The organism is Massilia sp. (assembly GCF_046293535.1).
GTDB lineage: Bacteria > Pseudomonadota > Gammaproteobacteria > Burkholderiales > Burkholderiaceae_D > Telluria.
The window spans coordinates 50,560-72,762 of record NZ_JBKBOV010000008.1; the positions used below are offsets into that span (position 1 = coordinate 50,560).

At 65.9% G+C, this 22,203-nt stretch carries 17 protein-coding genes; 8 read left to right on the top strand and 9 right to left on the bottom strand.

The features are described from left to right. Position 1: 1 nt before the first annotated feature. Positions 2-724 (bottom strand): pseudouridine synthase, encoded by a 723-nt coding sequence (locus ACK4S9_RS06615; RefSeq protein WP_409723181.1) that lies wholly within the window; start codon positions 722-724, stop codon positions 2-4. 243 nt (positions 725-967) lie between these two features. Between ACK4S9_RS06615 and ACK4S9_RS06620 the strand changes: the two genes are divergently transcribed. Further along, positions 968-1,318, top strand: a complete 351-nt coding sequence (locus ACK4S9_RS06620; protein WP_409723184.1) for a hypothetical protein — start codon at positions 968-970, stop codon at positions 1,316-1,318. 211 nt (positions 1,319-1,529) lie between these two features. Here ACK4S9_RS06620 and ACK4S9_RS06625 read toward each other — a convergent pair whose 3' ends face one another. The 4 genes from ACK4S9_RS06625 to ACK4S9_RS06640 all read right to left on the bottom strand — a co-directional run bounded on the left by ACK4S9_RS06625 (position 1,530) and on the right by ACK4S9_RS06640 (position 4,753). Next, the gene (locus tag ACK4S9_RS06625; RefSeq protein WP_409723187.1) at positions 1,530-2,543 is read right to left on the bottom strand and encodes a S49 family peptidase; all 1,014 of its coding nucleotides are present in this window, start codon (positions 2,541-2,543) and stop codon (positions 1,530-1,532) included. A gap of 53 nt (positions 2,544-2,596) precedes the next feature. After that, positions 2,597-2,971, bottom strand: a complete 375-nt coding sequence (locus ACK4S9_RS06630) for a Rieske (2Fe-2S) protein (protein ID WP_409723188.1) — start codon at positions 2,969-2,971, stop codon at positions 2,597-2,599. Between the two features lie 2 nt (positions 2,972-2,973). Next, positions 2,974-3,633, bottom strand: a complete 660-nt coding sequence (locus tag ACK4S9_RS06635; RefSeq protein WP_409723191.1) for an HAD-IIIA family hydrolase — start codon at positions 3,631-3,633, stop codon at positions 2,974-2,976. A 130-nt stretch (positions 3,634-3,763) separates the two neighbouring features. After that, positions 3,764-4,753, bottom strand: a complete 990-nt coding sequence (locus ACK4S9_RS06640) for an RluA family pseudouridine synthase (RefSeq protein ID WP_409723419.1) — start codon at positions 4,751-4,753, stop codon at positions 3,764-3,766. A gap of 674 nt (positions 4,754-5,427) precedes the next feature. On the opposite strand from ACK4S9_RS06640, the gene ACK4S9_RS06645 reads away from it, so the two are divergent. The 5 genes from ACK4S9_RS06645 to ACK4S9_RS06665 all read left to right on the top strand — a co-directional run bounded on the left by ACK4S9_RS06645 (position 5,428) and on the right by ACK4S9_RS06665 (position 13,689). Further along, positions 5,428-8,508 carry a ribonuclease E/G gene (locus tag ACK4S9_RS06645; protein ID WP_409723194.1) on the top strand — a complete coding sequence of 1,027 codons (3,081 nt, stop codon included), beginning with the start codon at positions 5,428-5,430 and terminating at the stop codon, positions 8,506-8,508. Positions 8,509-8,766: 258 nt separating this feature from the next. Next, the gene (gene chrA / locus ACK4S9_RS06650) at positions 8,767-10,086 is read left to right on the top strand and encodes a chromate efflux transporter (protein WP_409723197.1); all 1,320 of its coding nucleotides are present in this window, start codon (positions 8,767-8,769) and stop codon (positions 10,084-10,086) included. Continuing rightward, positions 10,079-11,188 carry a GTP 3',8-cyclase MoaA gene (moaA, locus tag ACK4S9_RS06655; RefSeq protein ID WP_409723199.1) on the top strand — a complete coding sequence of 370 codons (1,110 nt, stop codon included), beginning with the start codon at positions 10,079-10,081 and terminating at the stop codon, positions 11,186-11,188. The genes chrA and moaA overlap by 8 nt, the downstream gene beginning before the upstream one ends. Before the next feature lie 11 nt (positions 11,189-11,199). Further along, on the top strand, positions 11,200-13,071 hold the full coding sequence (glp, locus tag ACK4S9_RS06660) for a gephyrin-like molybdotransferase Glp (RefSeq protein ID WP_409723202.1): 1,872 nt from the start codon (positions 11,200-11,202) through the stop codon (positions 13,069-13,071). A gap of 84 nt (positions 13,072-13,155) precedes the next feature. Then, positions 13,156-13,689, top strand: a complete 534-nt coding sequence (locus tag ACK4S9_RS06665; RefSeq protein WP_409723205.1) for an REP-associated tyrosine transposase — start codon at positions 13,156-13,158, stop codon at positions 13,687-13,689. Positions 13,690-13,743: 54 nt separating this feature from the next. Here the strand turns inward: ACK4S9_RS06665 and ACK4S9_RS06670 are convergent, their stop codons facing one another. Together ACK4S9_RS06670 and ACK4S9_RS06675 are read right to left on the bottom strand one after the other, a co-directional pair. Then, positions 13,744-15,060: a DNA recombination protein RmuC gene (locus ACK4S9_RS06670; protein WP_409723208.1), complete on the bottom strand. Its 1,317-nt coding sequence runs from the start codon at positions 15,058-15,060 to the stop codon at positions 13,744-13,746. Between the two features lie 3 nt (positions 15,061-15,063). Beyond that, on the bottom strand, positions 15,064-15,468 hold the full coding sequence (locus tag ACK4S9_RS06675) for a group II truncated hemoglobin (RefSeq protein WP_409723422.1): 405 nt from the start codon (positions 15,466-15,468) through the stop codon (positions 15,064-15,066). Between the two features lie 189 nt (positions 15,469-15,657). Here ACK4S9_RS06675 and ACK4S9_RS06680 point away from each other — a divergent pair, with 189 nt between their 5' ends. Beyond that, positions 15,658-15,939: a hypothetical protein gene (locus ACK4S9_RS06680; RefSeq protein ID WP_409723211.1), complete on the top strand. Its 282-nt coding sequence runs from the start codon at positions 15,658-15,660 to the stop codon at positions 15,937-15,939. Between the two features lie 17 nt (positions 15,940-15,956). On the opposite strand, the gene ACK4S9_RS06685 is transcribed toward ACK4S9_RS06680, so the two are convergent. Together ACK4S9_RS06685 and ACK4S9_RS06690 are read right to left on the bottom strand one after the other, a co-directional pair. Next, positions 15,957-18,500 (bottom strand): ABC transporter permease, encoded by a 2,544-nt coding sequence (locus tag ACK4S9_RS06685; RefSeq protein ID WP_409723214.1) that lies wholly within the window; start codon positions 18,498-18,500, stop codon positions 15,957-15,959. 9 nt (positions 18,501-18,509) lie between these two features. Then, a complete protein-coding gene (locus ACK4S9_RS06690; RefSeq protein WP_409723217.1) occupies positions 18,510-19,541 on the bottom strand; it encodes an adenosine deaminase in 1,032 nt (343 codons plus the stop codon). A 581-nt stretch (positions 19,542-20,122) separates the two neighbouring features. On the opposite strand from ACK4S9_RS06690, the gene ACK4S9_RS06695 reads away from it, so the two are divergent. After that, a complete protein-coding gene (locus tag ACK4S9_RS06695; RefSeq protein ID WP_409723220.1) occupies positions 20,123-22,045 on the top strand; it encodes a PrkA family serine protein kinase in 1,923 nt (640 codons plus the stop codon). The last annotated feature ends 158 nt before the right edge of the window (positions 22,046-22,203 follow it).

A 22,203-nucleotide genomic window follows, 5' to 3' on the forward strand; every position in this document is an offset into this window, starting at 1 on the left:
CCTACGAATGATCAGGCGCCAGCAGCGCCAGCTGTTCCGGCTCCAGGTAGCACCACTCCCCTTCCTTCAGCCCGAGCGATTCCAGCGTCAGCCCGCCGATCTGCGAGCGGTGCAGTGCGCTGCAATGGTTGCCGGCGGCGGCCAGCATGCGCTTGACCTGATGGTACTTGCCCTGCTCCAGCACGATCTCGAGCTGGTGCTCGCCGCGTTGAACGCAGGAAACCGCCTTGAGCGGCGCCGGTTCGTCGTGCAGCTGCACGCCGGCCAGCATCTGCTCGACCAGTGCGCTCGTGACCGGCTCGGCGGTGGTAGCCTGGTAGACCTTGGGCACGTGGCGCTTGGGAGAGGACTGGGCGTGGATGAAGGGGCCGTCGTCCGACATCAGCAGCAAGCCGGTGGTGTCGTGGTCGAGGCGGCCGACCGGCTGCACCTCGCGCCAGCCGAACTGCTCGGGCAGCAGGGTCAGCACGCCGGGATGGTGGCTGGGCTTGCGCGAGCACTCGTAATCGGCCGGCTTGTACAGCGCGAGATAGACGTGTTCGCGGTAGCGCCACTCCTCGTCGAACACGGTCAGCACCAGGTCGCCCGTCTCGAACGTGGCCTTGTAATTGTCTTCGACCGCGCCGTTGACCAGCACGTCGCCGTCCTCGATCAGCGCGCGGCAGTATTTGCGGGTGCCGAATCCCTGCGATTGCAGGATGCGGTCCAGGGATAGTTTGCTCATGGGGCGCCACTTTAACAGAAGGGGCAGCCTCGAACAAAGCACCGGCCGCGCCGGTGCCGGAACCGTATATTACTCATTTGGGGTAAGCAATATTCCGATAGGCCCTCGGATGCTTCCGTACATTTGATGCGCGTCAAGCTTAGGAAGATTCTGATTGATAGACTTCAACGCGTTAGGAATCCGCCTAATAGCACGAGGATGTATTTACCGCATCAACCTCGCCCAGACGATAGGACAAAGACCGTGCATACCGACGCGCAACCGACCGATGGAGTTCTTCCGCAAGCAGCCGATCCTGCCGAGCGGCGCCAGATGGCGAGAGTCCATGCTGCCCTGTTCCCCACCCGCCTGGCGCTGTCGCGCTGGCAGCATGGTGGCCAGATTCCCCATCTGCACCATGGCGGCACGTCGGACACGACGTGCGCCCTGCGCGCCGCCTGGTACGCCACCGCCCGGCGCGATTTCCAGGCCTGGCTCGACCGTGGCGGCTTCAGCCAGTACGAGGACGCGCCCCATGCCCTGCCCACTCCCCGGCTGGCCGACTGCCAGGCGCTGGGCGAAGGCGGCGCCCGCCAGATCGGCAGTTGCACCTGAACTGCGCGGCCGGGGCGCCGGTCGCCGGCCGCCGGAAAATGAAAACGACGGCCGAGGCCGTCGTTTCCACTTCCTGAGAAGGAACACTACTGTGAGGAATTGAATTCACTCGAAGCTGCACGCCTGGTGCAGTGGGGGGAACGCCTCTCGGTCTACCCTCGAGTCGCACCACCTCAATATAGAACATGTTCCGCAGGATGCAAGCATTTTGTTATCGAAGCTGCGGAACAACCCCCTTGTAGGCGGCCCTGACGGCGCCATTGCCCACCGCCGCGCCGAACTTCTTCAGCACGCGCTCCGGCAAGCCTTCGTGGGCGGTGTAGTCGACGATGTCCTCGGCCTTGACGATGTCGCGCGCCACGGTGTCGACGGTGCCGTATCCGTCGGCCAGCCCCATCGCCACCGCGCGTTCGCCGGTCCAGTACAGGCCCGAGAAGGTTTCCGGGGTTTCCTTCAGGCGCTTGCCGCGGCCGGCGCGCACCACCGAGATGAACTGCTGGTGGATTTCGTTGAGCATCGCCTGGGCGTGCGCCTTGTGCTTCTCGGACTGCGGGCTGAACGGGTCGAGGAAGCCCTTGTTCTCGCCGGCGGTGAGCAGGCGCCGCTCGACGCCCAGCTTGTCCATGGTGCCGACGAAGCCGAAGCTGTCCATCAGCACGCCCACCGAGCCGACGATCGAGGCCTTGTTCACGTAGATGCGGTCGGCGGCCGAGGCGATGTAGTAGCCGCCCGAAGCGCAGATCTCGTCGACCACCACGTACAGGGGCTTTTCGGGATAGCCGCGCTTGAGGCGCCGGATCTCGTCGACGATGATGCCGGCCTGCACCGGGCTGCCGCCGGGGCTGTCGATGCGCAGCACCACCGCGGCCGAACCGGCGTCGGAGAAGGCCTTGTTCAGCGAGGGGATCACGGTATCGGCCGCGCCGCTGCCTGCAGCTTCGATCTCGCCCTTGATTTCGATGAGGGCCGTGTGGCGCCCCAGGTTTTCGTCGCCGCCGAAGCCGATGCTGGCGTCGTAGTAGGTGGCCAGCGCCAGGATCGCGACCAGCAGGAAGCTCAGCTTGAAGAAGATGCTCCAGCGGCGCGCGGCGCGGCGCTCCTGCACGGTGGCGAACACCAGTTTCTCGAGGGTCGCGCGCTCCCAGTTGCCGATGTTGGGGTCGGCGGCGAGCCGCTTGTCGGCCTGGCTGGAAGGATCGTGATCGTGACTCGCTTGCTCGCTCATTCGCTCAATTATTCCGGTTTCGATATTGTTACACCGCGGGGCGTCCGCGCCATTCAAGGCGCGGGCGCGAACACCATCTCGTCGGGTTGCCACCAGATGCCGCCATCCCGTTCGCTCACGGCGATCGGCCGCAGCCGGCCGCCGCGGCAGGGACCGCCGGCGCACTTGCCGGTGTCCGGCTGGTATACCGCGCCGTGGGTCGCGCACATCAGGTACAGGCCGCTCGACTCGAAAAAGTCGCCTTCCGACCAGTCGAGCTCGATGGGCACGTGTGCACAACGGTTCAGGTAAGCAAATGGTTTACCTTCATAACGTACCACAAAGCCAGTCGCTGGATGCCCGAAAGCAATGACGGGAAAACGGACACCCTTGCCGCCCTCGAGCAGCGCGGATGCATCGCACACGAACACGCTGCTTTCTTCAGCCATCTTTACGCGTTTTCCAGCAACCAGGCGTGCAATTCGGGAATCGAGCGCGCCGAGAAGATCGGCTTGCAGGCCTGCAACTGGTGCACCGGATGGGCACCGAACTCGACCGCGATGCCGGCGGCGCCGGCATTGTTCGCCATCATCAGGTCGTGGGTGGTGTCGCCGATCATCACGGTGCGGCGTAGAATCTGGCCCAGTTCGCGGGTCAGTTCCTGCAGCATGGCCGGGTGCGGCTTGGAGAAGGTCTCGTCGGCGCAGCGGGTGGCGTCGAACATGGCCAGCAACCCGGCCGCGTTCATGGCCCGGTTCAGGCCGACGCGGCTCTTGCCGGTGGCCACGGCCAGGAAATAGCCTTGTTGCGCAAGGTCGGTCAACATCTCGCGAACGCCCTTGAACAGCACCAGTTCGTGGTCCTTGGTGAGGAAGTGGTAGCGGTAGCGCTCCACCATTTTCGGGTAGAGCACCGGATCGATGTCCGGCAGCACCGCCTGCATGGCTTCGGACAGGCCGAGGCCGATCACGTGCGAGGCCGAGGCGTCGCTCGGCACCGGCAGCCCGAGGTCGCGGGCCGCCGACTGGATGCAGCGGACGATCGCCGCCGTGCTGTCCATCAGCGTGCCGTCCCAGTCGAAAACGATCAGGTCAAATTGCTTTCTTGGCATTGTATGTGTTGTAGGGTGGGCGGGTGTCCCGCCCACGCGGTCAACCAGCTGCGAGATCATCGTGATCGGCTATCCAATCGTGAACAATCACCGCGTGGGCGGGGAACCCGCCCACCCTACGTTTCTATATTTATATGAGTGGTTGCCCCAAGCTTACCAAGAATCGGTCGCACTCGGCCGGCAGCGGCGCGCGCAAGGTCAGCGGCTGGCCGGTATCCGGGTGGGTGAACGTGATCTGGTAGGCATGCAGGAACATGCGCTTGAGCGCTCCGCGCGTGTCGCTTGCCTTCTGAAGCTGCTTGTTCAATGCAAAATCGCCGTATTTCTCGTCGCCCAGGATCGGAAAGCCGCTGGAGGCCAGGTGCACGCGGATCTGGTGCGTGCGGCCGGTTTTCAGTTCGGCCTCGAGCAGGGCGAAGTCCTTCCACTTGCGCTTCAGGTTGAACACCGTGTGCGCTTCCTGGCCGCCGGCCTGCACCACCACGCGGCGCTCGCCGTCCGGCGTCGTGAATTTATGTAAAGGGAGCTTTACATGTTGTCGCTTGTTCACCCAGTCGCCATGCACGGCGGTGAGGTAGCGCTTGTCGGTCACGCCGTCGCGCATCTGGTCGTGCAGGTTGGTCAATGCCGAGCGTTTCTTGGCGATGAGCAACAAACCCGAGGTCTCGCGGTCGAGCCGGTGCACCAGTTCCAGGAACTTGGCCTGGGGCCGCGCCGCGCGCAACTGCTCGATCACGCCATACGACACCCCCGAGCCGCCATGCACGGCGACGCCGGCAGGCTTGTCGATGACGAGCAGGTGCGTATCCTCGAACACGATGGGAAACTCGACGCCGGGCGTGGCCTGCTGGCTGGCTTTCTCGGCGATCCGGATCGGCGGAATGCGCACCAGGTCGCCTTCGGCGAGGCGGTACAACTGGTCGATGCGGCCCTTGTTGACCCGCACCTCCCCCGAACGGAGGATGCGGTAGATGTGGCTTTTGGGGACGCCTTTGCAGACGCGCAACAGATAGTTATCGATGCGCTGGCCGGCTTCTTCCTCGGTGATTGTCACGAACTGCGCCTGGATTGTTGGCTGTGATGAAGGGGGAACAACATCGTTTTGTACCACTGTTCGCATTGTCTTCCCAGAAATTCTCTCTAAGTCCTTCATTTTGAATATATAATCGACAGGCGGCGGTCAAACCTCTGCTGGTGTAAGAATTAAAACGATATTTTACACAGGGGCGCGCTCCACCGGCCCCGCCATGAGCAAATTCGGTGGAAAAAAACGTGTACGCACATTCAGGCGCCGATCAGGGTTGCACCTGCAGTTGCAATCGGGTCGAGTGGCTGAGTGCAGGATTGGATGTTTGGATTTGTATGGATAAGTACCGGCAAGCCGCGCCGTTCGCGGCTCGCCGGTTGATGGTGTCGATAACGCTTGTCGTTTTCGCCCGACCCGATGTAAGCCTCACCTGAAGGCTTGACTTTACGGAAGGCTGATTGATCGCCTCGGTATCGAAGTCTTGGTTGTTCGCTGGCTACGGTTTGGCTCGTTGTTGCACACCGCCCCGCTGAACCCGCCGTGCCCACCCCAACGTGGTGGCAGGCGGGCCGGCTGCTGGTTGCGGCGTGCGTAGACAATGACGTTCGACACCACTGCGCCCCGTGCGGCAGCGATGCATTGCGTCGCCCTGCCCCGTCCCGGGTATTCCCCCCTCCAGCATTCCTTCTCCGCGTACATTCCCTGTACTTTCGCCGCGTCTTACAAGCGCGGCATGACACGGCCTTCGGGTCGCGGAGTTAATAAAAATGAAACGCATGTTGTTTAATGCTACGCAGCAAGAGGAACTGCGCGTAGCGATTGTCGACGGCCAGAAGCTGATCGACATCGATATCGAGACCGCCGGTCGCGAGCAACGCAAGTCCAATATCTACAAGGGTGTCATCACCCGCATCGAACCCTCCCTCGAAGCCTGCTTCGTTTCCTACGGCGAAGACCGCCACGGTTTCCTCCCCTTCAAAGAAGTTGCCCGTTCTTATTTCCGCGATGGCGTCGACGTGCGTAACTGCACGATCAAGGAAGCCCTCAAGGAAGGCCAGGAAATCATGGTCCAGGTCGAGAAAGAGGAGCGCGGCAACAAGGGCGCGGCCCTGACCTCGTTCATCTCGCTGGCCGGCCGCTACCTGGTCCTGATGCCGAACAACCCGCGCGGCGGCGGCGTGTCGCGCCGCGTCGAAGGCGAAGAGCGCCAGGAACTGCGCGAAACCATGGACAAGCTCGACCTGCCGCAGGGCATGTCGGTGATCGCCCGCACCGCCGGCATCGGCCGCACCGTCGAAGAACTGCAGTGGGACCTGAACTACCTGATGCAGCTGTGGCGCGCGATCGAAGGCGCCGGCAAGTCGGCCGCCGGTCCGTTCCTGATCTACCAGGAAAGCTCGCTGGTGATCCGCGCAATCCGCGACTATTTCCAGCCCGACATCGGCGAAGTCCTGATCGACACCGACGATATCTTCGACCAGGCCCAGCAGTTCATGTCGCACGTGATGCCGGACATGGCGCATCGCGTCAAGCGCTACAGCGACGACGTGCCGCTGTTCTCGCGTTTCCAGATCGAACACCAGATCGAGACCGCCTACGCGCGCACCGTGCCGCTGCCGTCGGGCGGCGCGATCGTCATCGACCACACCGAAGCCCTGGTCTCCATCGACGTCAACTCGGCGCGCGCCACGCGCGGCTCCGATATCGAAACGACCGCCTTCAACACCAATTGCGAAGCGGCCGACGAAGTGGCGCGCCAGTTGCGCCTGCGCGACCTGGGCGGCCTGATCGTGATCGACTTCATCGACATGGAAGTGGCGAAGAACCAGCGCGAGGTGGAAACCCGCCTGAAGGAAGCCCTGCACCATGACCGTGCACGCGTGCAGATGGGCAAGATTTCCCGGTTCGGCTTAATGGAGTTATCGCGCCAGCGCCTGCGTCCGTCGCTGTCGGAAGGCTCGCACGTGACCTGCCCGCGCTGCTCGGGCACCGGCCACATCCGCGATACCGAATCCTCGGCCCTGCAAGTCCTGCGCATCATCCAGGAAGAGGCCATGAAGGAGAACTCGGCCGCGATCCACGTGCAGGTGCCGGTCGACGTCGCCGCCTTCCTGCTGAACGAAAAGCGCGGCGAAGTGCTCAAGATCGAGAACCGCCACCGCATCACCGTGATCCTGATCCCGAACAAGCATCTGGACACCCCGCACTACAAGCTCGAGCGCATCAAGGGCGACGACCCGCGCCTGGAAGACGCCGCCGCCAGCTACACCATGGCGGAATCGGCCGAGACCGACATGGGCTTCGCCAAGCGCCAGAAAGAAGAAGCCAAGCCGCGCCAGGAAGCCGTGGTCAAGACCATCACCCCGGCCCAGCCGGCCCCGATGGTGGACCGCAGCGAAGCCGCCAAGCCGGCCAAGGCCGCGCCTGCCGCTCCGGCAGCGGCGCCAACGCCGGCCGCTCCGGCCCCGAGCGAACTGGGCTTCTTCGCCCGCATCAAGCAATTCTTCATGGGCGCCCCGGTTCCGCCGGCGCCGGCGCCGGCTCCGGTGGTCGCTGACAAGCCGGCAGCACCGGCAGCCGCAGCCGAGCGCGGCGAACGCGCCGGCCGCAACGGCAGCGGCCAGCGCACCCGCAACGGCCGCGGCGCCAAGGGCGGCCGCGAGCGCGACGAGCGCGACCTGACTGCCAAGCTCGAAGAGGGCGTCAAGCCGGTGGAAGCCGAGGCCAAGCCGGCCCGCCCACCGCGCGAGAAGCGCGAACCGCGTGCACCGCGCGAGCCGCGTGAGCAACTCGATACCGCAGCCGCACCGCGCGCCGAACGCGAGCCGGGCGAGCGCAAGGAACGCGCACCGCGCCAGCCGCGTGGCGAGCGCAGCGAGCGTAGCGCTCAGCAGCCGGTCGAGGCCAAGGCCGAAGAACTGAAGCTGCAGGCCGTCGCGGCCCCGGTCGACGAAAGCGAACTGTCGACCACCACGCCGCACGGCGACGTGCTGGACCACGCGGTGAAAGTGGCAGCAACGGGCGCCAATGGCGAGGAACTGGACGCCGAAGGCGGCGACGAACCGCGCCGCCGCCGCCGCCGCGGTGGCCGCAACCGCAACCGCCGCGACCGTGACCAGGTCGAGGGCATCGAGTCGGCCGACGGCCAGGACGGCGTGCCGGCCTTTACGCCGGTCGCCGACGAGGAAGCCGCCAAGGTCGCGGCCGCCGCCAAGGCTGCGCCCAAGGCAAAGGCAGGCGCCGCATCGGGTCCGTGGCCCTTCCCGACCGCCGCATCGGTGGCTGCCAAGGCGCAGGCTGAAGCCGCTGCCAAGGCTGCCGCCGCCGCACCGGCCCCGGTTGCAGAACAAGCACCGGCCGCTGCCGCACCGGCTCCGGCCGTAGCAGCCGCACCGGGTCCATGGCCGTTCCCGACCGCAGCCTCGGTGGCTGCGGCCAAGGCGCCGGAAGCGCCGGCCGTCCAGACTCCAGTGGCCGCAGCGCCGGTCGTGGAAGCGCCGGTTGTGGAAGCGCCGGTTGTGGAAGCTCCCGTCGCCGAAGCTGCACCGGTGGCCGAAGCTGCACCGGTGGCCGAAGTACCGGCTGCTCCGGCTGCGCCTGCTCCTGCGCCTGTCGCTGCCGCCGCTCCTGCGGCAGCCGCACCGGCGCCGGCACCGGCGCCGGCGGCGGACATGAACGAAGTCCTGTCCATGGCCGGCCTGCAGCTGGCGTCGACCGACCCTGAAAAGCTGCGCGCCGCCCAGGAAGCCGCCGCCGCGGCCAACACCCCGCCGCGCATGGGCCGTGCCCGCAAGCCGGTGCAGGTGCCGGTGGACGAGCCGCTGGTCCAGGTCGATACGCGTCAATAAGCGCTAGCTTGACGTCGCGAAAAGGGAAGCCGAGCCAGGCTTCCCTTTTTCTTTGCAAGTCTCGGGGTCAGGTCTGACATTCAGACACAAACTCAAGCGTGAGTTGCTTGTCTTGCTGGGCTCGTGTCCAAATGTCAGACCTGACCCTGCCCTGTCGGCGCAGGCGTGAACAATGTCACTGGCATTGTTCACGCCAATTTCCTCACCGAAGTCGCGCCCGCAAGCAACAAGTCATATTGCTGGGTTACGATGACAAGCATGCAAGCCCCCGCCCCCATCACCTTCCGCGAAGCCCTGCTCTACTGGCTCAAGCTCGGCTTCGTCAGCTTCGGCGGCCCCGCCGGCCAGATCGCCCTGATGCATGGCGAACTGGTGGAGCGCCGCCGCTGGATTTCCGAGCAGCGCTTCCTGCACGCCCTGAACTACTGCATGCTGCTGCCGGGCCCCGAGGCCACCCAGCTGGCCGTCTACATCGGCTGGCTGCTGCACCGCACCTGGGGCGGCATCATGGCCGGGCTGCTGTTCATCCTGCCTTCGCTGGCCATCCTGATCGGCCTGTCCTGGGTCTACCTCGCCTGGGGCCACCTGCCGGCCATCGCCGGCGTCATGGCGGGCATCAAGCCTGCGGTGGTCGCGATCGTCATCGCCGCCGCCTGGCGCATCGGCACGCGCACGCTGCGCAATGGCGCGCTGGCCGCGATCGCCGCGCTGGCCTTCGTCGCCATCGCCCTGCTCGACATTCCCTTCCCGCTGATCGTGCTGGGCGCAGCAACGGCCGGCTGGGTTGGCGGGCGCATCTGGCCGCAGCGCTTCCAGCCGGGCGGCGGCCATCCGGCCGAGCGCAAGCACTACGGCCCGGCCCTGATCGACGACGACACCCCAAGCCCATCCCACGCCCGGTTCTCGCTGCGCGCCCTGCTCAAGGCCACGCTTGCCGGCGCCGGCCTGGCGCTCGTGGCCTGGCTCCTGCTGGCGGCCGTCTACGGCGTGGACGGCACACTGGCGCGCATGGGCTGGTTCTTCACCAAGGCCGCCCTGATGAGCTTCGGCGGCGCCTATGCGGTGCTGCCCTACGTGGTGCAGGGCGCGGTCGAGAAATACGGCTGGCTCGGCGCCAGCCAGATGATCGACGGCCTGGCGCTGGGCGAGACCACGCCCGGCCCCCTGATCATGATCGTGGCCTTCGTCGGCTTCGTCGGTGGCTGGACCCACGCGCTGTTCGGACCGGATGCGCCGGCCCTGGCCGGCATCGCCGGGGCACTGGTGGCAGGCCTGTTCACCTTCCTGCCCTCCTTCGTCTTCATCCTGGCCGGCGCGCCGCTGGTCGAGTCCGGGCGCGGCAACCTGCGCTTGACGGCCCCGCTCACCGCGATTTCCGCCGCCGTGGTGGGCGTCGTCGCCAGCCTGGCCGTGTTCTTTGGCCAGCACGTGTTCTTCGCCGGCGGCCAAGCCCGCTTGGGGCCGATCGCCATCGGCATTGCCGCCAGCATCGCCCTGCTGAGGTTCAGGATCGGGCCGATCAAGCTGATCGCCGCCTGTGCGCTGGCAGGCATCGTGCTATCGTATTGGCATGCCTGAAAAAATCATCCTGCTGAACGACCTGCGCTCGCCCGCCATGCCGGTGCCAAGCGAGCTTGACGCGCCCACCGGCCTGCTGTCGGATGCCCTGGGCCGCCCGCTGCACGACCTGCGCATCTCGGTGACCGACCGCTGCAATTTCCGCTGCGTCTACTGCATGCCGAAAGAGGTCTTCGACAAGGATTACGCCTACCTGCCGCACGGCGACCTGCTCTCCTTTGAGGAAATCACGCGCGTGGCGCGCCTGTTCATCGCCCACGGGGTCGAGAAGATCCGCCTGACCGGCGGCGAACCGCTGCTGCGCAAGAACCTCGAACGCCTGGTCGGCATGCTGCGCGCCCTCGGCACGCCAAGCGGGCGCCCGCTCGACCTCACGCTCACCACCAACGGCTCGCTGCTGGCACGCAAGGCCCGGGCCCTGAAGGACGCCGGCCTGGACCGCGTCACGGTATCGCTCGACGCCCTCGACGACACGGTGTTCCGGCGCATGAACGACGTCGACTTCGCAGTGGCCGACGTGCTGCACGGCCTGGACGCGGCCCACGCCGCCGGGCTGGGGCCGATCAAGGTCAACATGGTGGTCAAGCGCGGCACCAACGAGGACCAGATCCTGCCGATGGCGCGCCACTTCAAGGGTTCTCCTTTCATCCTGCGCTTCATCGAATACATGGACGTGGGCGCCTCGAACGGCTGGAACATGATTGATGTCATCCCTTCCGCCGAGGTGGTGCGCCGGATCGGGCTCGAGTTGCCGCTGGCGCCGCTTGCCGCCAACTACAGCGGCGAGACCGCCGCCCGCTGGCGCTACCTGGACGGCAGCGGCGAGGTCGGCTTCATCTCCAGCGTCACGCAAGCCTTCTGCCACGACTGCACGCGCCTGCGCCTGTCCACCGAGGGCAAGCTCTACACCTGCCTGTTCGCCACCCGCGGCCACGACCTGCGCGCCCTGCTGCGCGGCGACCGGCCGGACGCGGAGATCTCGGGCGCGATCGCCCAACTGTGGCGCGGGCGCGCCGACCGCTACTCGGAAACGCGCACCGTGGACACCGCCGGGCTGGCGCGCGGCGGCAGGAAGGTCGAGATGTCGTACATCGGCGGTTGATTCGGACTCATATGGACAAACAACTCATCACGGGATTGATCCTGGCGGGCGGCCGTGGCTCGCGCATGGGCAACGTGGACAAGGGCCTGCAGCCCTTCCGCGGCAAACCGATGGCGCAGCACGCGATCGAGCGCCTGCTGCCGCAGGTCGGCTCGGTCATGGTCAACGCCAACCGCAACCTCGAACGCTGGCTGGAGCTGGCCGCGCCGGTCTGGGCGGACGAAACGCCGGGCTTTGCCGGACCGCTGGCCGGGCTGGAAGCCGGCCTGCGCCACTGCGTCACGCCCTGGCTGCTGGCGGTGCCCTGCGATTCGCCCTTCCTGCCGCCCGACCTGGCCGAGCGCCTGGGCGCCGCCGCCGAAGAAGCCGATGCCGACCTCGCCTTTGCCGTCACCCGCGAGCCGGGCATGCGCCCCCAGCCGCATCCGGTGTTCTGCCTGGTGAAGACGAGCCGCCTGCCGGTGCTGTCGCAATACCTGCTTGAAGGCGGACGCCGCATGGACGGCTGGTACAAGGACCTGAAGGCGGTCGAGGTGCTGTTCGAGGACGCCGACGCTTTCCGCAACATCAATACGCTCGAGGAGTTGCAGGGCTTCGACGACAGCCTGCCGCCTACCCTGGCGACAGTGACCAGTTGCCTGTCGGGCTACGATCCGGACGCCCTGCCGGTGCGCGACGCCCAGCGCATCATCCGCGAGTTCGTGCAGCCGGTGCGCGCCGTGGAAAAGGTGGCGCTGCGCGCCGCGCTCGGCCGGGTGCTGGCCAGGGACCTCATCTCGCCGATCGACGTGCCGGCGCACGACAATTCGGCCATGGACGGCTTCGCGCTGCGCGGCGAGGACTTGCGTGGTGACACGCCGGTGACGCTGCGTGTGATCGGCACGACCTACGCAGGCAATGCTTCCGGGCTGGTTCCGGCCGCGGGCGAGTGCGTGCGCATCATGACGGGCGGCGTCATGCCGGACGGCTGCGACAGCGTGGTGCCGCAGGAATTCGTCACCCAGGAAGGCGAAACCATCACCCTGCCGGCGGGCGTGATCCGCCCCGGCGACAACCGGCGCTTCGCCGGCGAAGACCTGAAGGCCGGCAGCCCGGCCTTGAAGGCGGGCCGCGTGGTGCGTCCGGCCGACCTCGGTCTGATGGCCTCGCTCGGCGTCGCCGAAGTCGCGGTGCGGCGCCGCCTGCGCGTGGCCTTCTTCTCGACCGGCGACGAACTGCGCTCGGTCGGCGAGCCACTCGACGAGGGCTGCGTCTACGACAGCAACCGCTACACCATCTACGGCATGCTGCAGCGCCTGGGCTGCGACATCATCGACATGGGCGTGGTGCGCGACGACCCGCTGGCACTGGAAGAGGCGCTGCGCTGCGCCTGCGAGAACGCCGACGCCATCATCACCTCGGGCGGCGTGTCGGTCGGCGCGGCCGACTACACCAAGCAGATCATGGCCAGGCTGGGCGACGTGAGCTTCTGGAAGATCGGCATGCGTCCGGGGCGCCCGCTGGCCTTCGGGCGCGTGCATTCGAACGGCCGCAGCGCCTTCCTGTTCGGGCTGCCGGGCAATCCGGTGGCGGTGATGGTTTCCTTTTACTTCTTCGCGCGCGAAGCCCTGCTGCGCATGATGGGCGCCGAAGCCCCGCTGCCGCTGCTGCGCGCCAGGTCCGGCGGCGCGATCCGCAAGAAGACCGGGCGCACCGAATACCAGCGCGGCATCCTGGCGCCCGGCGCGGACGGCCAACCGGAGGTGCGCATCACCGGATCGCAGGGCTCGGGCATCCTGCGCTCGATGTCGGAAGCGAACTGCATGGTGGTGCTGCACGACGAGCAGGGCAATGTCGCGGCGGGCGACATGGTCGATGTACTCATATTTGACGGGTTGACGTAGGGTGGGCGGCTTTGCCGCCCACGCGGTCAACGCACGTTTGATTTACCACACACTTGGCGCCATTTGCTGCCGTACGATGCGCCGATGTCCCGCTACCGCCGCTCCCTGAATGGGGTCTCCTATTTTTTCACGGTTGTGATTCACCACCGACGTCCCATCCTTTGCCGTGAGCCCGTCCGTCGGGCCCTTCGTGCTGCCATCGAGCGGGTCCGGATTCGTCTGCCTTTCGAAACCGACGCGATGGTCTTGATGCCCGACCATCTTCACTGCATCTGGACACTGCCAGATGGAGACGCGAATTTTTCCATGCGCTGGTCCCAGATCAAGCATGACGTGTCTTATGCGTGCCGTGATTTATATGAGGCTTCACTTTCTACGTCACGCCGACGGCAGCGGGAAGCATCTATATGGCAACGGCGATTTTGGGAGCATCAGATTCGTGACGAAATCGACATGGAGAGGCATGTCGATTACATCCATTTCAATCCAGTAAAGCATGGCTTCGTCAATGCAGCATCAAAATGGCCTTACTCGACGTTCGCACGGTACGTCCGAGATGGCGTGTACGAGCAGGATTGGGGCGGCAATCCGGCATGTGACGATATGAAATTCGAGTAGACAGCGCGGCGGCGCATCTGTCCGTTGACCGCGTGGGCGGCATAGCCGCCCACCCTACTCTTCGGGGCCGAGCATCAGCTGCGCCGCCTCGCTCGGCAGCGCCTCCACCGACTTCAGCTTGCGCGCCATCTGGCGGCTGCGCACCTCGGCGCTTTCGATGTTCTTGGCGGCCTTCTCCAGCGTGGCCTTGGTGGTGGCCAGCACGTCGCCGAACTTGGTGAATTCGGTCTTCACCGCGCCCAGCACCTGCCACACCTCGGACGAGCGCTTCTCCAGCGCCAGCGTGCGGAAGCCCATCTGCAGGCTGTTGAGCAGCGCGCTCAGGGTCGACGGTCCGGCGATGGTCACGCGCAAGCTGCGCTGCAGGTCGTCGGCCAGGCCGGGACGGCGCATCACTTCCGCGTACAGGCCTTCGGTCGGCAGGAACAGGATCGCGAAATCGGTCGTCTGCGGCGGCGACACGTATTTCTCGCAGATCGTTTTCGCCTCTACACGCACTGCCCGTTCGAGCTCGGCGCCGGCACGCGCGACGCCATCGGCATCGGCCAGCTCGGCCGCTTCCAGCAGGCGCTCGTACTGCTCCTTCGGGAACTTGGCGTCGATCGGCAGCCACAGCGGCGGGCCGCCATCGACCACGCCCGGCAGCTTGATCGCGAATTCCACGCGCGCGCCGCTGCCCGCGATGGTCTCGACGTTTTTCGCGTACTGGTCCACCGTCAGCACCTGTTCGAGCAGCATCTCGAGCTGCACCTCGCCCCAGGTGCCGCGGGTCTTGACATTGGTGAGCACACGCTTGAGGTCGCCCACGCCGATGGCCAGCTGCTGCATCTCGCCCAGACCCTGGTGCACCTTCTCCAGGCGCTCGCTGACCTGTTTGAAGCTCTCCGTCAGGCGCGTCTCCAGCGTCGCGTGCAGCTTCTCGTCGACCGTTTGACGCATCTCTTCGAGGCGCTTGGCGTTGTCGTTCTGCAGGTCGCGGATCTTGGTTTCCAGCGTGCCGCGCACTTCCAGCATGCGCTGGGCGTTCGATTCGGTCAGGTTCGACAGGGTCAGCTGCAGGGTGTCGGCGAAGCGCTTCAGCGCCCGCGCCTGCTCTTCGCGGCCGCTGGCGGAATGCAGCTGCATCTGCTGGCGCATGCCGTCGAGCTGCTGCACGGTGGCGGCGTGGTACTGGCCCATGTGGCCCGCCACTTCCTGGCGCGTGGCCTGGGCGGTGGACTGCAGCTCGAGGCGCAGCTCGCGCTCCAGGCGCTCGATGTGGCGGCCGTCGTCGGCCGCAGCGCCGGCCTTCCGCGAACGCGCCAGCAGCGCCAGCTGCAGGACGATGACGACGGCGAGCGCCGCCAGGATCAGGAGTTCGGCGATACCCATGCGTCAGTCGGCCTTGTTCCGCATCCAGTCGGCGGTATGGTAGAAGGACTGCATCAGGCGCATGCGCAGGTCTTCGTCGTAGCCCAGGTCTTCCATCGCCCAGGCCATGGCGCGCAGCCACTGGTCGCGCTCCTTGGTGCCGATGGCGAACGGTAGATGGCGCGCGCGCAGGCGCGGGTGGCCGTAGCGTTCGACGAACAGGTCGGGGCCGCCCGTCCAGCCGGACAGGAACATGAACAGCTTCTCGCGCGAGCTGTCGTTGGGTTGCGGGTGCATGGCGTGGATGACGGCGAATTCCGGCTCCAGCTGCATCAGGTCGTAGAAGCGGTCGACGAGTTCGCGCAGGCGCGCGGCGCCGCCCATCACCTCGTAGAGAGTTTGTGCGTCAGGGGTGTTCGGTTCGGACATGCCGCCATGATAGCGCAGCCGGAACCCACCGTGGCCGCCGCGGCCGGCTGCTGTTGCAAAGCGGGCGCGTACGATGCCCGGCGCCGGCGGCGCTACCTGCGGGCGCATTGCGCGCTACCCCGCCGGAAGCGCTGGGAGCTCGACCGCGGGCTGGGGCATTGCGGCTCCGAGGTGATCGGAGAGATATACGTGCCACGCGAGCGCCTGGTCGATTTCATGCACGCGGCCGCGGCCGGCTTCAGGCGGCATGCGGTAGGTCGGCTGATCGACATGGCGATCGCGCGCGGCGGCAGCTTCTACCTGACCTATTCGCGCGCGGCCACGGCCGAGCAGGTACGCGCCTGCTATCCGGACATCGCGCAGTTCTTCGAGGCGAAGCGCCGCTACGATCCGCAGCAGCGCTTCCAGAGCAGCTGGCACCGCCACTACCAGCCGTTGCTGGCGGCTGCGTCGGCAGCGCTGGCGGCATGATGCGAACGGGCTGCGCCTCAAGCCTCGCGCAGGGTCTGCAGCGGCGGCTGGCGCAGCACGCTGCGCAGCCCCAGCCAGCCACCGATCAGCGCGCAGACGGCGCCCACGACCACGCCGGCCAGCCACACCTGCGGCTCGAACTTCCATGGGAACTTGAACACGTATTCGGCCAGCACCCAGCCCATGGCCGCCGCGCCGGTCGCCGCCAGCACGCCGGACAGGCCGCCGACCAGCACGAACTCGATCCGCTGCGCCGTCGCCAACTGGCCCCGCGTGGCGCCGAGCGCGCGCAGCAGGCCCGCTTCGCGGGTGCGTTCGGACTGCGAACCCATCAGGGCCGCATACAGCACCAGCACGCCGGAGGCGAGCGTGAACATGAACAGGAACTCGACCGCCACCACCACCTGGTCGAGCACTTCCTGCAACTGGCGGATGATGCCGGAGACGTCGATCACGGTCAGGTTCGGATAGGCGCGCGTCAGGGCGTTGGTCAGCTTGCCGGCCGCATTGGCCCCATCTTCGGGCAAATGGAAAGCCGTCATGTAGCTCTTCGGCGCATTCGCCATCGCCTGCGGGTTGATGATGACGAAGAAGTTGGCGCGCATCGAGCCCCATTCGAGCTTGCGCAGGCTGGTCACTTTCGCCTCGACCGGCATGCCGGCCATGTCGAAGCGCATGACGTCGCCCAGCTTCAGCCCCAGCCTGGTCGCCAGGCTCTGCTCCACCGAGGCCTCGGCCACGCCTGGTCCATCGGTGTACCACTTGCCGGCGACGATCTCGTTGGTCTCGGGCAGCTCGGCCACCGTGGACAGGTTGAACTCGCGCTCGGCCAGGCGGCGCGCCTCGCCGTTCTGGAAGGAGTTGCGGGTGAGCTCGGCGCCGTTGACGTGCGTCAGGCGCCCGCGGATCATCGGGTACAGGAACACGTTCTTGACGCCGGCGCCCGCCAGCTGCTGCTCGAGGCCCTGCGCCTGCTCCGGCTGGATGTTGATGATGAAGCGGTTCGGCGCGTCCGGCGGCGTGGCCGTGCGCCAGGCCGTCATCAGGTCGCCGCGCACCACGGTGAGCAGCAGCAGCGCCATCAGGCCGAGCGACAGCGACACCACCTGCACCACGGTGGCGCCGGGACGGCGCTGCAGCGAGGTGATGGCGAAGCGCCAGCTCTGGTTCTTCGAGGCGCCGCGCAGCTGCCGCAGCAGGCGCAGGCCGAGCCAGGCCACCAGGGCGAACAGGCCCAGGCCGCCGAGGAAGCCGCCGGCCGTCATGAAGGCCAGCCTGGTGTCGCCGGCCTGCCACAGCAGCAGGGCCAGGAACACGCCGGTGCCCAGGCCATAGGTGGCCAGCGCCAGCGGCTGCGGGCTGGCCGCTTCGCGCCGGATGACGCGGTTGTGCGGCACGTTGCGCAATTGCAAGACCGGCGGCAGCGCGAAGCCGACCAGGAGCAGCAGGCCGGTGGCGATGCCCTGCAGCGCAGGCAGGAAGGATACCGGCGGCAGGTCCGGCGGCAGCAGGTTGCCGATCATCTGGATCAGGACGAAGTGGGCGCCGAAGCCGACCGCCACGCCCACGATGCTGCCGACCAGCCCGACGATGGCGAATTCGATCAGGTAGAGCGCGCCCACCTGGTTCTGGGTCATGCCGAGGCAGCGCAGCATCGCGCAGGCGTCCAGGTGGCGCTGCATGAAGCGGCGCGCCGCCATCGCGACCGCCACCGCGGCCAGCATCGCCGACAGCAGGCCGACCAGCGACAGGAAGCTGTCGGCGCGGTCGAGCGTGGCGCGCATCTCGGGGCGGCCGTTCTCGAGCGTCTCGATGCGCACGCCGCGCACGTTGCGGGTGGCGATGTCCTTGCGCAGCCATTGTTCGAAGGCGGCCACACCGGACATGTCATTTTTCGAAGTCGAAGCCACCTGCATGCGGTAGGTCACGCGCGAGAACGCGTCCACCAGGCGGGTAGCCGGCAGGTCCTGCAGCGCCAGCATCACGCGCGGCGCGAAATTGGAGAAGCCCGCGCCGCGGTCCGGTTCGGTGGCGATCAGTTGGGCGATGCGAAACTGCTTGTCGCCCAGCTGGAGGGTGCCGCCCACTTCGGTGCGCAGCGCCGGCAGCAGGTTGGCGTCGACCCAGACCGTGCCCGGCGCCGGAATGTCCCTGGTTTTCTGTCCGATGGCGCGGCTGGCGTCGTCGGGATTCGTGCTGATGCTGAGCTGGCCGCGCAGCGGGTAACCGTTCGAGACCGCCTTGACCGCGGACAGCTGCGCCATCGAGGCTTCGCCTTCGCCGGCCTGCGCCATGCTCTGGAAGGCGACCGTCTCGGCGACCAGCAGGCCGCGCCGCGCCGCCTCGTTCTTCCAGCGCTGCTGGATCGGATCGTCGGCGTTGACCAGCAGGTCGGCGCCCAGCAGCTGGTGCGCGTCGCGGTTCAGGCCCGCGCGCATGCGGTCGACGAAGAAGCCGACCGAGGACAGCGCGGACACCGCCACGATCAGGGCCACCAGCAGGAAACGCAGCTCGCCCGCGCGCCAGTCGCGCGCGGTCATGCGGAGGGACTGGATGAACATCGCCCCCCCTTATGCGGCTGCGGCGCCGGCGGCGTTCGCCTTGGCGAAGAACGCGTCCACCTCGGCCAGGAAAGCGCGCTTGCGCTCCGGGTCGAGGAAGGAGGCGGCGAAGCTGTTGCGGGCCAGTTGCCTGGCGTGGCCGGCATCGAGCGGCAGGGCCTCGAAGGCGGCGATGAAGTTGTCGTTCATGTAGCCGCCGAAATAGGCCGGGTCGTCCGAATTGACGGTGGCGGCCAGGCCGGCGTCGAGCAGCGCGCGCAGGTTGTGGCGGTCCATCGCGTCGAACACGCGCAGCTTGATGTTCGACAGCGGGCAGACCGTGAGCGCCATGCCCTCGCGCGCCAGGCGCTCGGTCAGTTCCCGGCTGTCGAGGGTGCGCACGCCATGGTCGATGCGCTCGACCTTGAGCACGTCGAGCGCGCTCTCGATGTAGCTTGGGGGCCCCTCCTCGCCGGCGTGCGCCACCAGGCGCAGGCCGAGCTGGCGCGCGCGCTCGAACACGCGCGCGAATTTCTCGGGCGGGTGGCCGACCTCGGACGAGTCCAGGCCCACGCCGATGAACTTGTCGCGGTAGGGCAGCGCCTCGTCCAGCGTGGCCAGCGCCTCTTCCTCGGACAGGTGGCGCAGGAAGCACATGATCAGGCTCGCGCTGATGGGGCCGTCCTGGCAGGCGCGCCAGATGCCGTTGATGACGGTCTCGAAGGGCACGCCGCGCGCGGTGTGGGTTTGCGGATCGAAGAAGATCTCGGTGTGTCGAACATTGTCGGCATGCGCGCGGGCCAGGTAGGCGGCGGTCATGTCGTAGAAATCCTGCTCGGTCAGCAGCACGCTGGCGCCGGCGTAATAGATGTCGAGGAAGGATTGCAGATCGCTGAAAGCGTAGGCCTGGCGCAACGCCTCGACCGAGGGGTAAGGCAGCGAAATACCATTTCTTTGTGCCAGCGCAAAAATCAGCTCGGGTTCCAGCGAACCTTCGATGTGAATGTGTAATTCTGCCTTCGGCATGTTCTGCAGGATATTGCGTAATTGGGAATGCAGCATGGTCTTCTCCGGCGCTGGTGTGTATTCGATGGGACGTGGCCGACAAGTGTAACGCATGCGTGCGCACCCCTTCCGTCACAGGCAAAAATGGGGGTCCGTATTGACGGTTCGCGTGCGCCACAGCTTGAGCATATCGTGCACTATCGGCTCACAAAGTTGGTATTTAAGCAGGCTGAAGCGGACTGAATCGACCGCTTCGAAACCGCCCTGAAACGGCCTGTCGGGAGCGCATTCCGCATGCTCTCCCGGCGCCTTTGGAACTCAGCTTTTCTTATACGATTCAAGCACTTGCATATGCAGTACCAGCGCGCACGACACGCTTTGACTTCGGGAACTAATAGGCACATAATAAATTTCACAAACGCAAAAAAAAGACGCTCTCCAAGCAACGGGAGACCGGAGCGGCCATATTCGGGTACGTCCGGTACGACAACAAGAAAATCGCAGCATCCACGGCCCCGGTGATCCCGGCGCCAGGTGCGCGACCCACAAGGAGCACGCCAATAAAGACCGGGGCCTGAGGCAGCCCTTGCACAGTCGGCTGCCAGTGATCGTTGTTCGTAACCTTGAGGACATTCGAAATGAGCATCTTTGACAACTATACCGCCCGCTACGAGCGTACCCGCGAAGAGGAATACTCCATGTCGGAGTTCCTCCAACTGTGCAAGAAGGACCCTCTGACCTATGCGAGCGCGCCGGAGCGCATGCTGGCCGCGATCGGCGAACCGACCCTGGTCGACACCCGCCTTGACCCGCGTCTGTCGCGCATTTTCGCCAACAAGGTCATCAAGATTTATCCCGCCTTCCGCGAGTTCTACGGCATGGAAGAAGTGATCGAGCAGGTCGTCTCCTACTTCCGTCACGCGGCCCAGGGCCTGGAAGAACGCAAGCAGATCCTCTACCTGCTCGGCCCGGTCGGCGGCGGCAAGTCCTCGATTGCGGAAAAGCTCAAGCACCTGATGGAAATGGTGCCTTTCTACGCCATCAAGGGTTCGCCCGTGAACGAATCGCCGCTCGGCCTGTTCAACGAGGAAGAAGACGGCACCATCCTCGAAGAGGACTACGGCATCCCGCGGCGCTACCTGCGCACCATCCCGAGCCCGTGGGCGGTCAAGCGCCTGCACGAGTTCGGCGGCGACATCAACAAGTTCCGCGTGGTCAAGCGCTACCCGTCGATCCTGAAGCAGGTGGCGATCGCCAAGACCGAGCCGGGCGACGAGAACAACCAGGACATTTCCTCGCTGGTCGGCAAGGTCGACATCCGCAAGCTCGAAGACTATGCCCAGGACGATCCGGACGCCTACAGCTACTCGGGCGGCCTGTGCCTGGCCAACCAGGGCCTGATGGAGTTCGTCGAGATGTTCAAGGCGCCGATCAAGGTGCTGCACCCGCTGCTCACCGCCACCCAGGAAGGCAACTACAAGGGCACCGAGGGCTTCGGCGCGATTCCCTTCGAGGGCATCGTGCTGGCCCACTCGAACGAGTCCGAGTGGAAGACCTTCCGCAACAACCGCAACAACGAGGCCTTCCTCGACCGTATCTACATCGTCAAGGTGCCCTACTGCCTGCGCGTATCGGACGAGATCAAGATCTACGACAAGCTGCTGCACAACTCCTCGCTCGACAAGGCCCCCTGCGCCCCGGGCACGCTGCGCATGATGGCGCAGTTCGCGATCCTGTCGCGGCTGAAGGATCCGGAGAACTCGAGCATCTATTCCAAGATGCTGGTGTACGACGGCGAGAACCTGAAGGACACCGATCCCAAGGCCAAGTCGATGCACGAATACGTCGACTACGCCGGCGTGGACGAGGGCATGAACGGCCTGTCGACCCGTTTCGCCTTCAAGATCCTGTCCAAGGTCTTCAACTTCGACAATACCGAAGTGGCGGCCAATCCGGTGCACCTGCTCTACGTGCTCGAGCAGCAGATCGAACGCGAGCAGTTCCCGCCGGAGACCGAGCAGCGCTACATGTCCTATATCAAGGAACACCTGGCGCAGCGCTACGTCGATTTCATCGGCAAGGAAATCCAGACCGCCTATCTCGAAAGCTATTCGGAATACGGCCAGAACATCTTCGACCGTTACGTGACCTTCGCCGACTTCTGGATCCAGGACCAGGAATTCCGCGACCCGGACACCGGCGAGAGCTTCGACCGCGAATCGCTCAACGCCGAACTCGAGAAGATCGAGAAGCCGGCCGGCATCTCGAACCCGAAGGATTTCCGCAACGAGATCGTCAACTTCAGCCTGCGTGCGCGGGCCACCAACGCCGGCAAGAACCCGGCCTGGACCAGCTACGAGAAATTCCGTAGCGTGATCGAGAAGAAGATGTTCTCGAACACCGAAGAACTCCTGCCTGTCATTTCGTTCAATGCGAAAGCGAATACCGAGGATGCCAACAAGCATGCCGACTTCGTGGCCCGCATGGTCGAAAAGGGCTACACGCCGAAGCAGGTACGCCTGCTGTGCGAATGGTACCTGCGCGTGAGGAAGTCCTCCTGACAAGGGCCAGCGCACGCCGCAAAATAAAGGCGTGCGCTGCACGCGCGATCTCGGTGCGTATTAAGATAGAAGCATCGAGATTCCGCTAGTCCGCCCGCAACGTATCGGCGGCGCGAAGAACCGTCGCGAGCGGCAGCAGTTGCGGTCGAGAAGCGCAA

What these genes read in the sequence shown, in the direction of transcription:
- ACK4S9_RS06630 (WP_409723188.1), bottom strand. Translation starts at nt 2,971, where the DNA reads ATGGCTGAAGAAAGCAGCGTGTTCGTGTGCGATGCATCCGCGCTGCTC.
- chrA (WP_409723197.1), top strand. Translation starts at nt 8,767, where the DNA reads ATGCAAGCCCCCGCCCCCATCACCTTCCGCGAAGCCCTGCTCTACTGG.
- moaA (WP_409723199.1), top strand. Translation starts at nt 10,079, where the DNA reads ATGCCTGAAAAAATCATCCTGCTGAACGACCTGCGCTCGCCCGCCATG.
- ACK4S9_RS06670 (WP_409723208.1), bottom strand. Translation starts at nt 15,060, where the DNA reads ATGGGTATCGCCGAACTCCTGATCCTGGCGGCGCTCGCCGTCGTCATC.
- ACK4S9_RS06665 (WP_409723205.1), top strand. Translation starts at nt 13,156, where the DNA reads ATGTCCCGCTACCGCCGCTCCCTGAATGGGGTCTCCTATTTTTTCACG.
- ACK4S9_RS06640 (WP_409723419.1), bottom strand. Translation starts at nt 4,753, where the DNA reads ATGCGAACAGTGGTACAAAACGATGTTGTTCCCCCTTCATCACAGCCA.
- ACK4S9_RS06675 (WP_409723422.1), bottom strand. Translation starts at nt 15,468, where the DNA reads ATGTCCGAACCGAACACCCCTGACGCACAAACTCTCTACGAGGTGATG.
- ACK4S9_RS06695 (WP_409723220.1), top strand. Translation starts at nt 20,123, where the DNA reads ATGAGCATCTTTGACAACTATACCGCCCGCTACGAGCGTACCCGCGAA.
- ACK4S9_RS06685 (WP_409723214.1), bottom strand. Translation starts at nt 18,500, where the DNA reads ATGTTCATCCAGTCCCTCCGCATGACCGCGCGCGACTGGCGCGCGGGC.
- ACK4S9_RS06625 (WP_409723187.1), bottom strand. Translation starts at nt 2,543, where the DNA reads ATGAGCGAGCAAGCGAGTCACGATCACGATCCTTCCAGCCAGGCCGAC.
- ACK4S9_RS06645 (WP_409723194.1), top strand. Translation starts at nt 5,428, where the DNA reads ATGAAACGCATGTTGTTTAATGCTACGCAGCAAGAGGAACTGCGCGTA.
- glp (WP_409723202.1), top strand. Translation starts at nt 11,200, where the DNA reads ATGGACAAACAACTCATCACGGGATTGATCCTGGCGGGCGGCCGTGGC.
- ACK4S9_RS06615 (WP_409723181.1), bottom strand. Translation starts at nt 724, where the DNA reads ATGAGCAAACTATCCCTGGACCGCATCCTGCAATCGCAGGGATTCGGC.
- ACK4S9_RS06635 (WP_409723191.1), bottom strand. Translation starts at nt 3,633, where the DNA reads ATGCCAAGAAAGCAATTTGACCTGATCGTTTTCGACTGGGACGGCACG.
- ACK4S9_RS06690 (WP_409723217.1), bottom strand. Translation starts at nt 19,541, where the DNA reads ATGCTGCATTCCCAATTACGCAATATCCTGCAGAACATGCCGAAGGCA.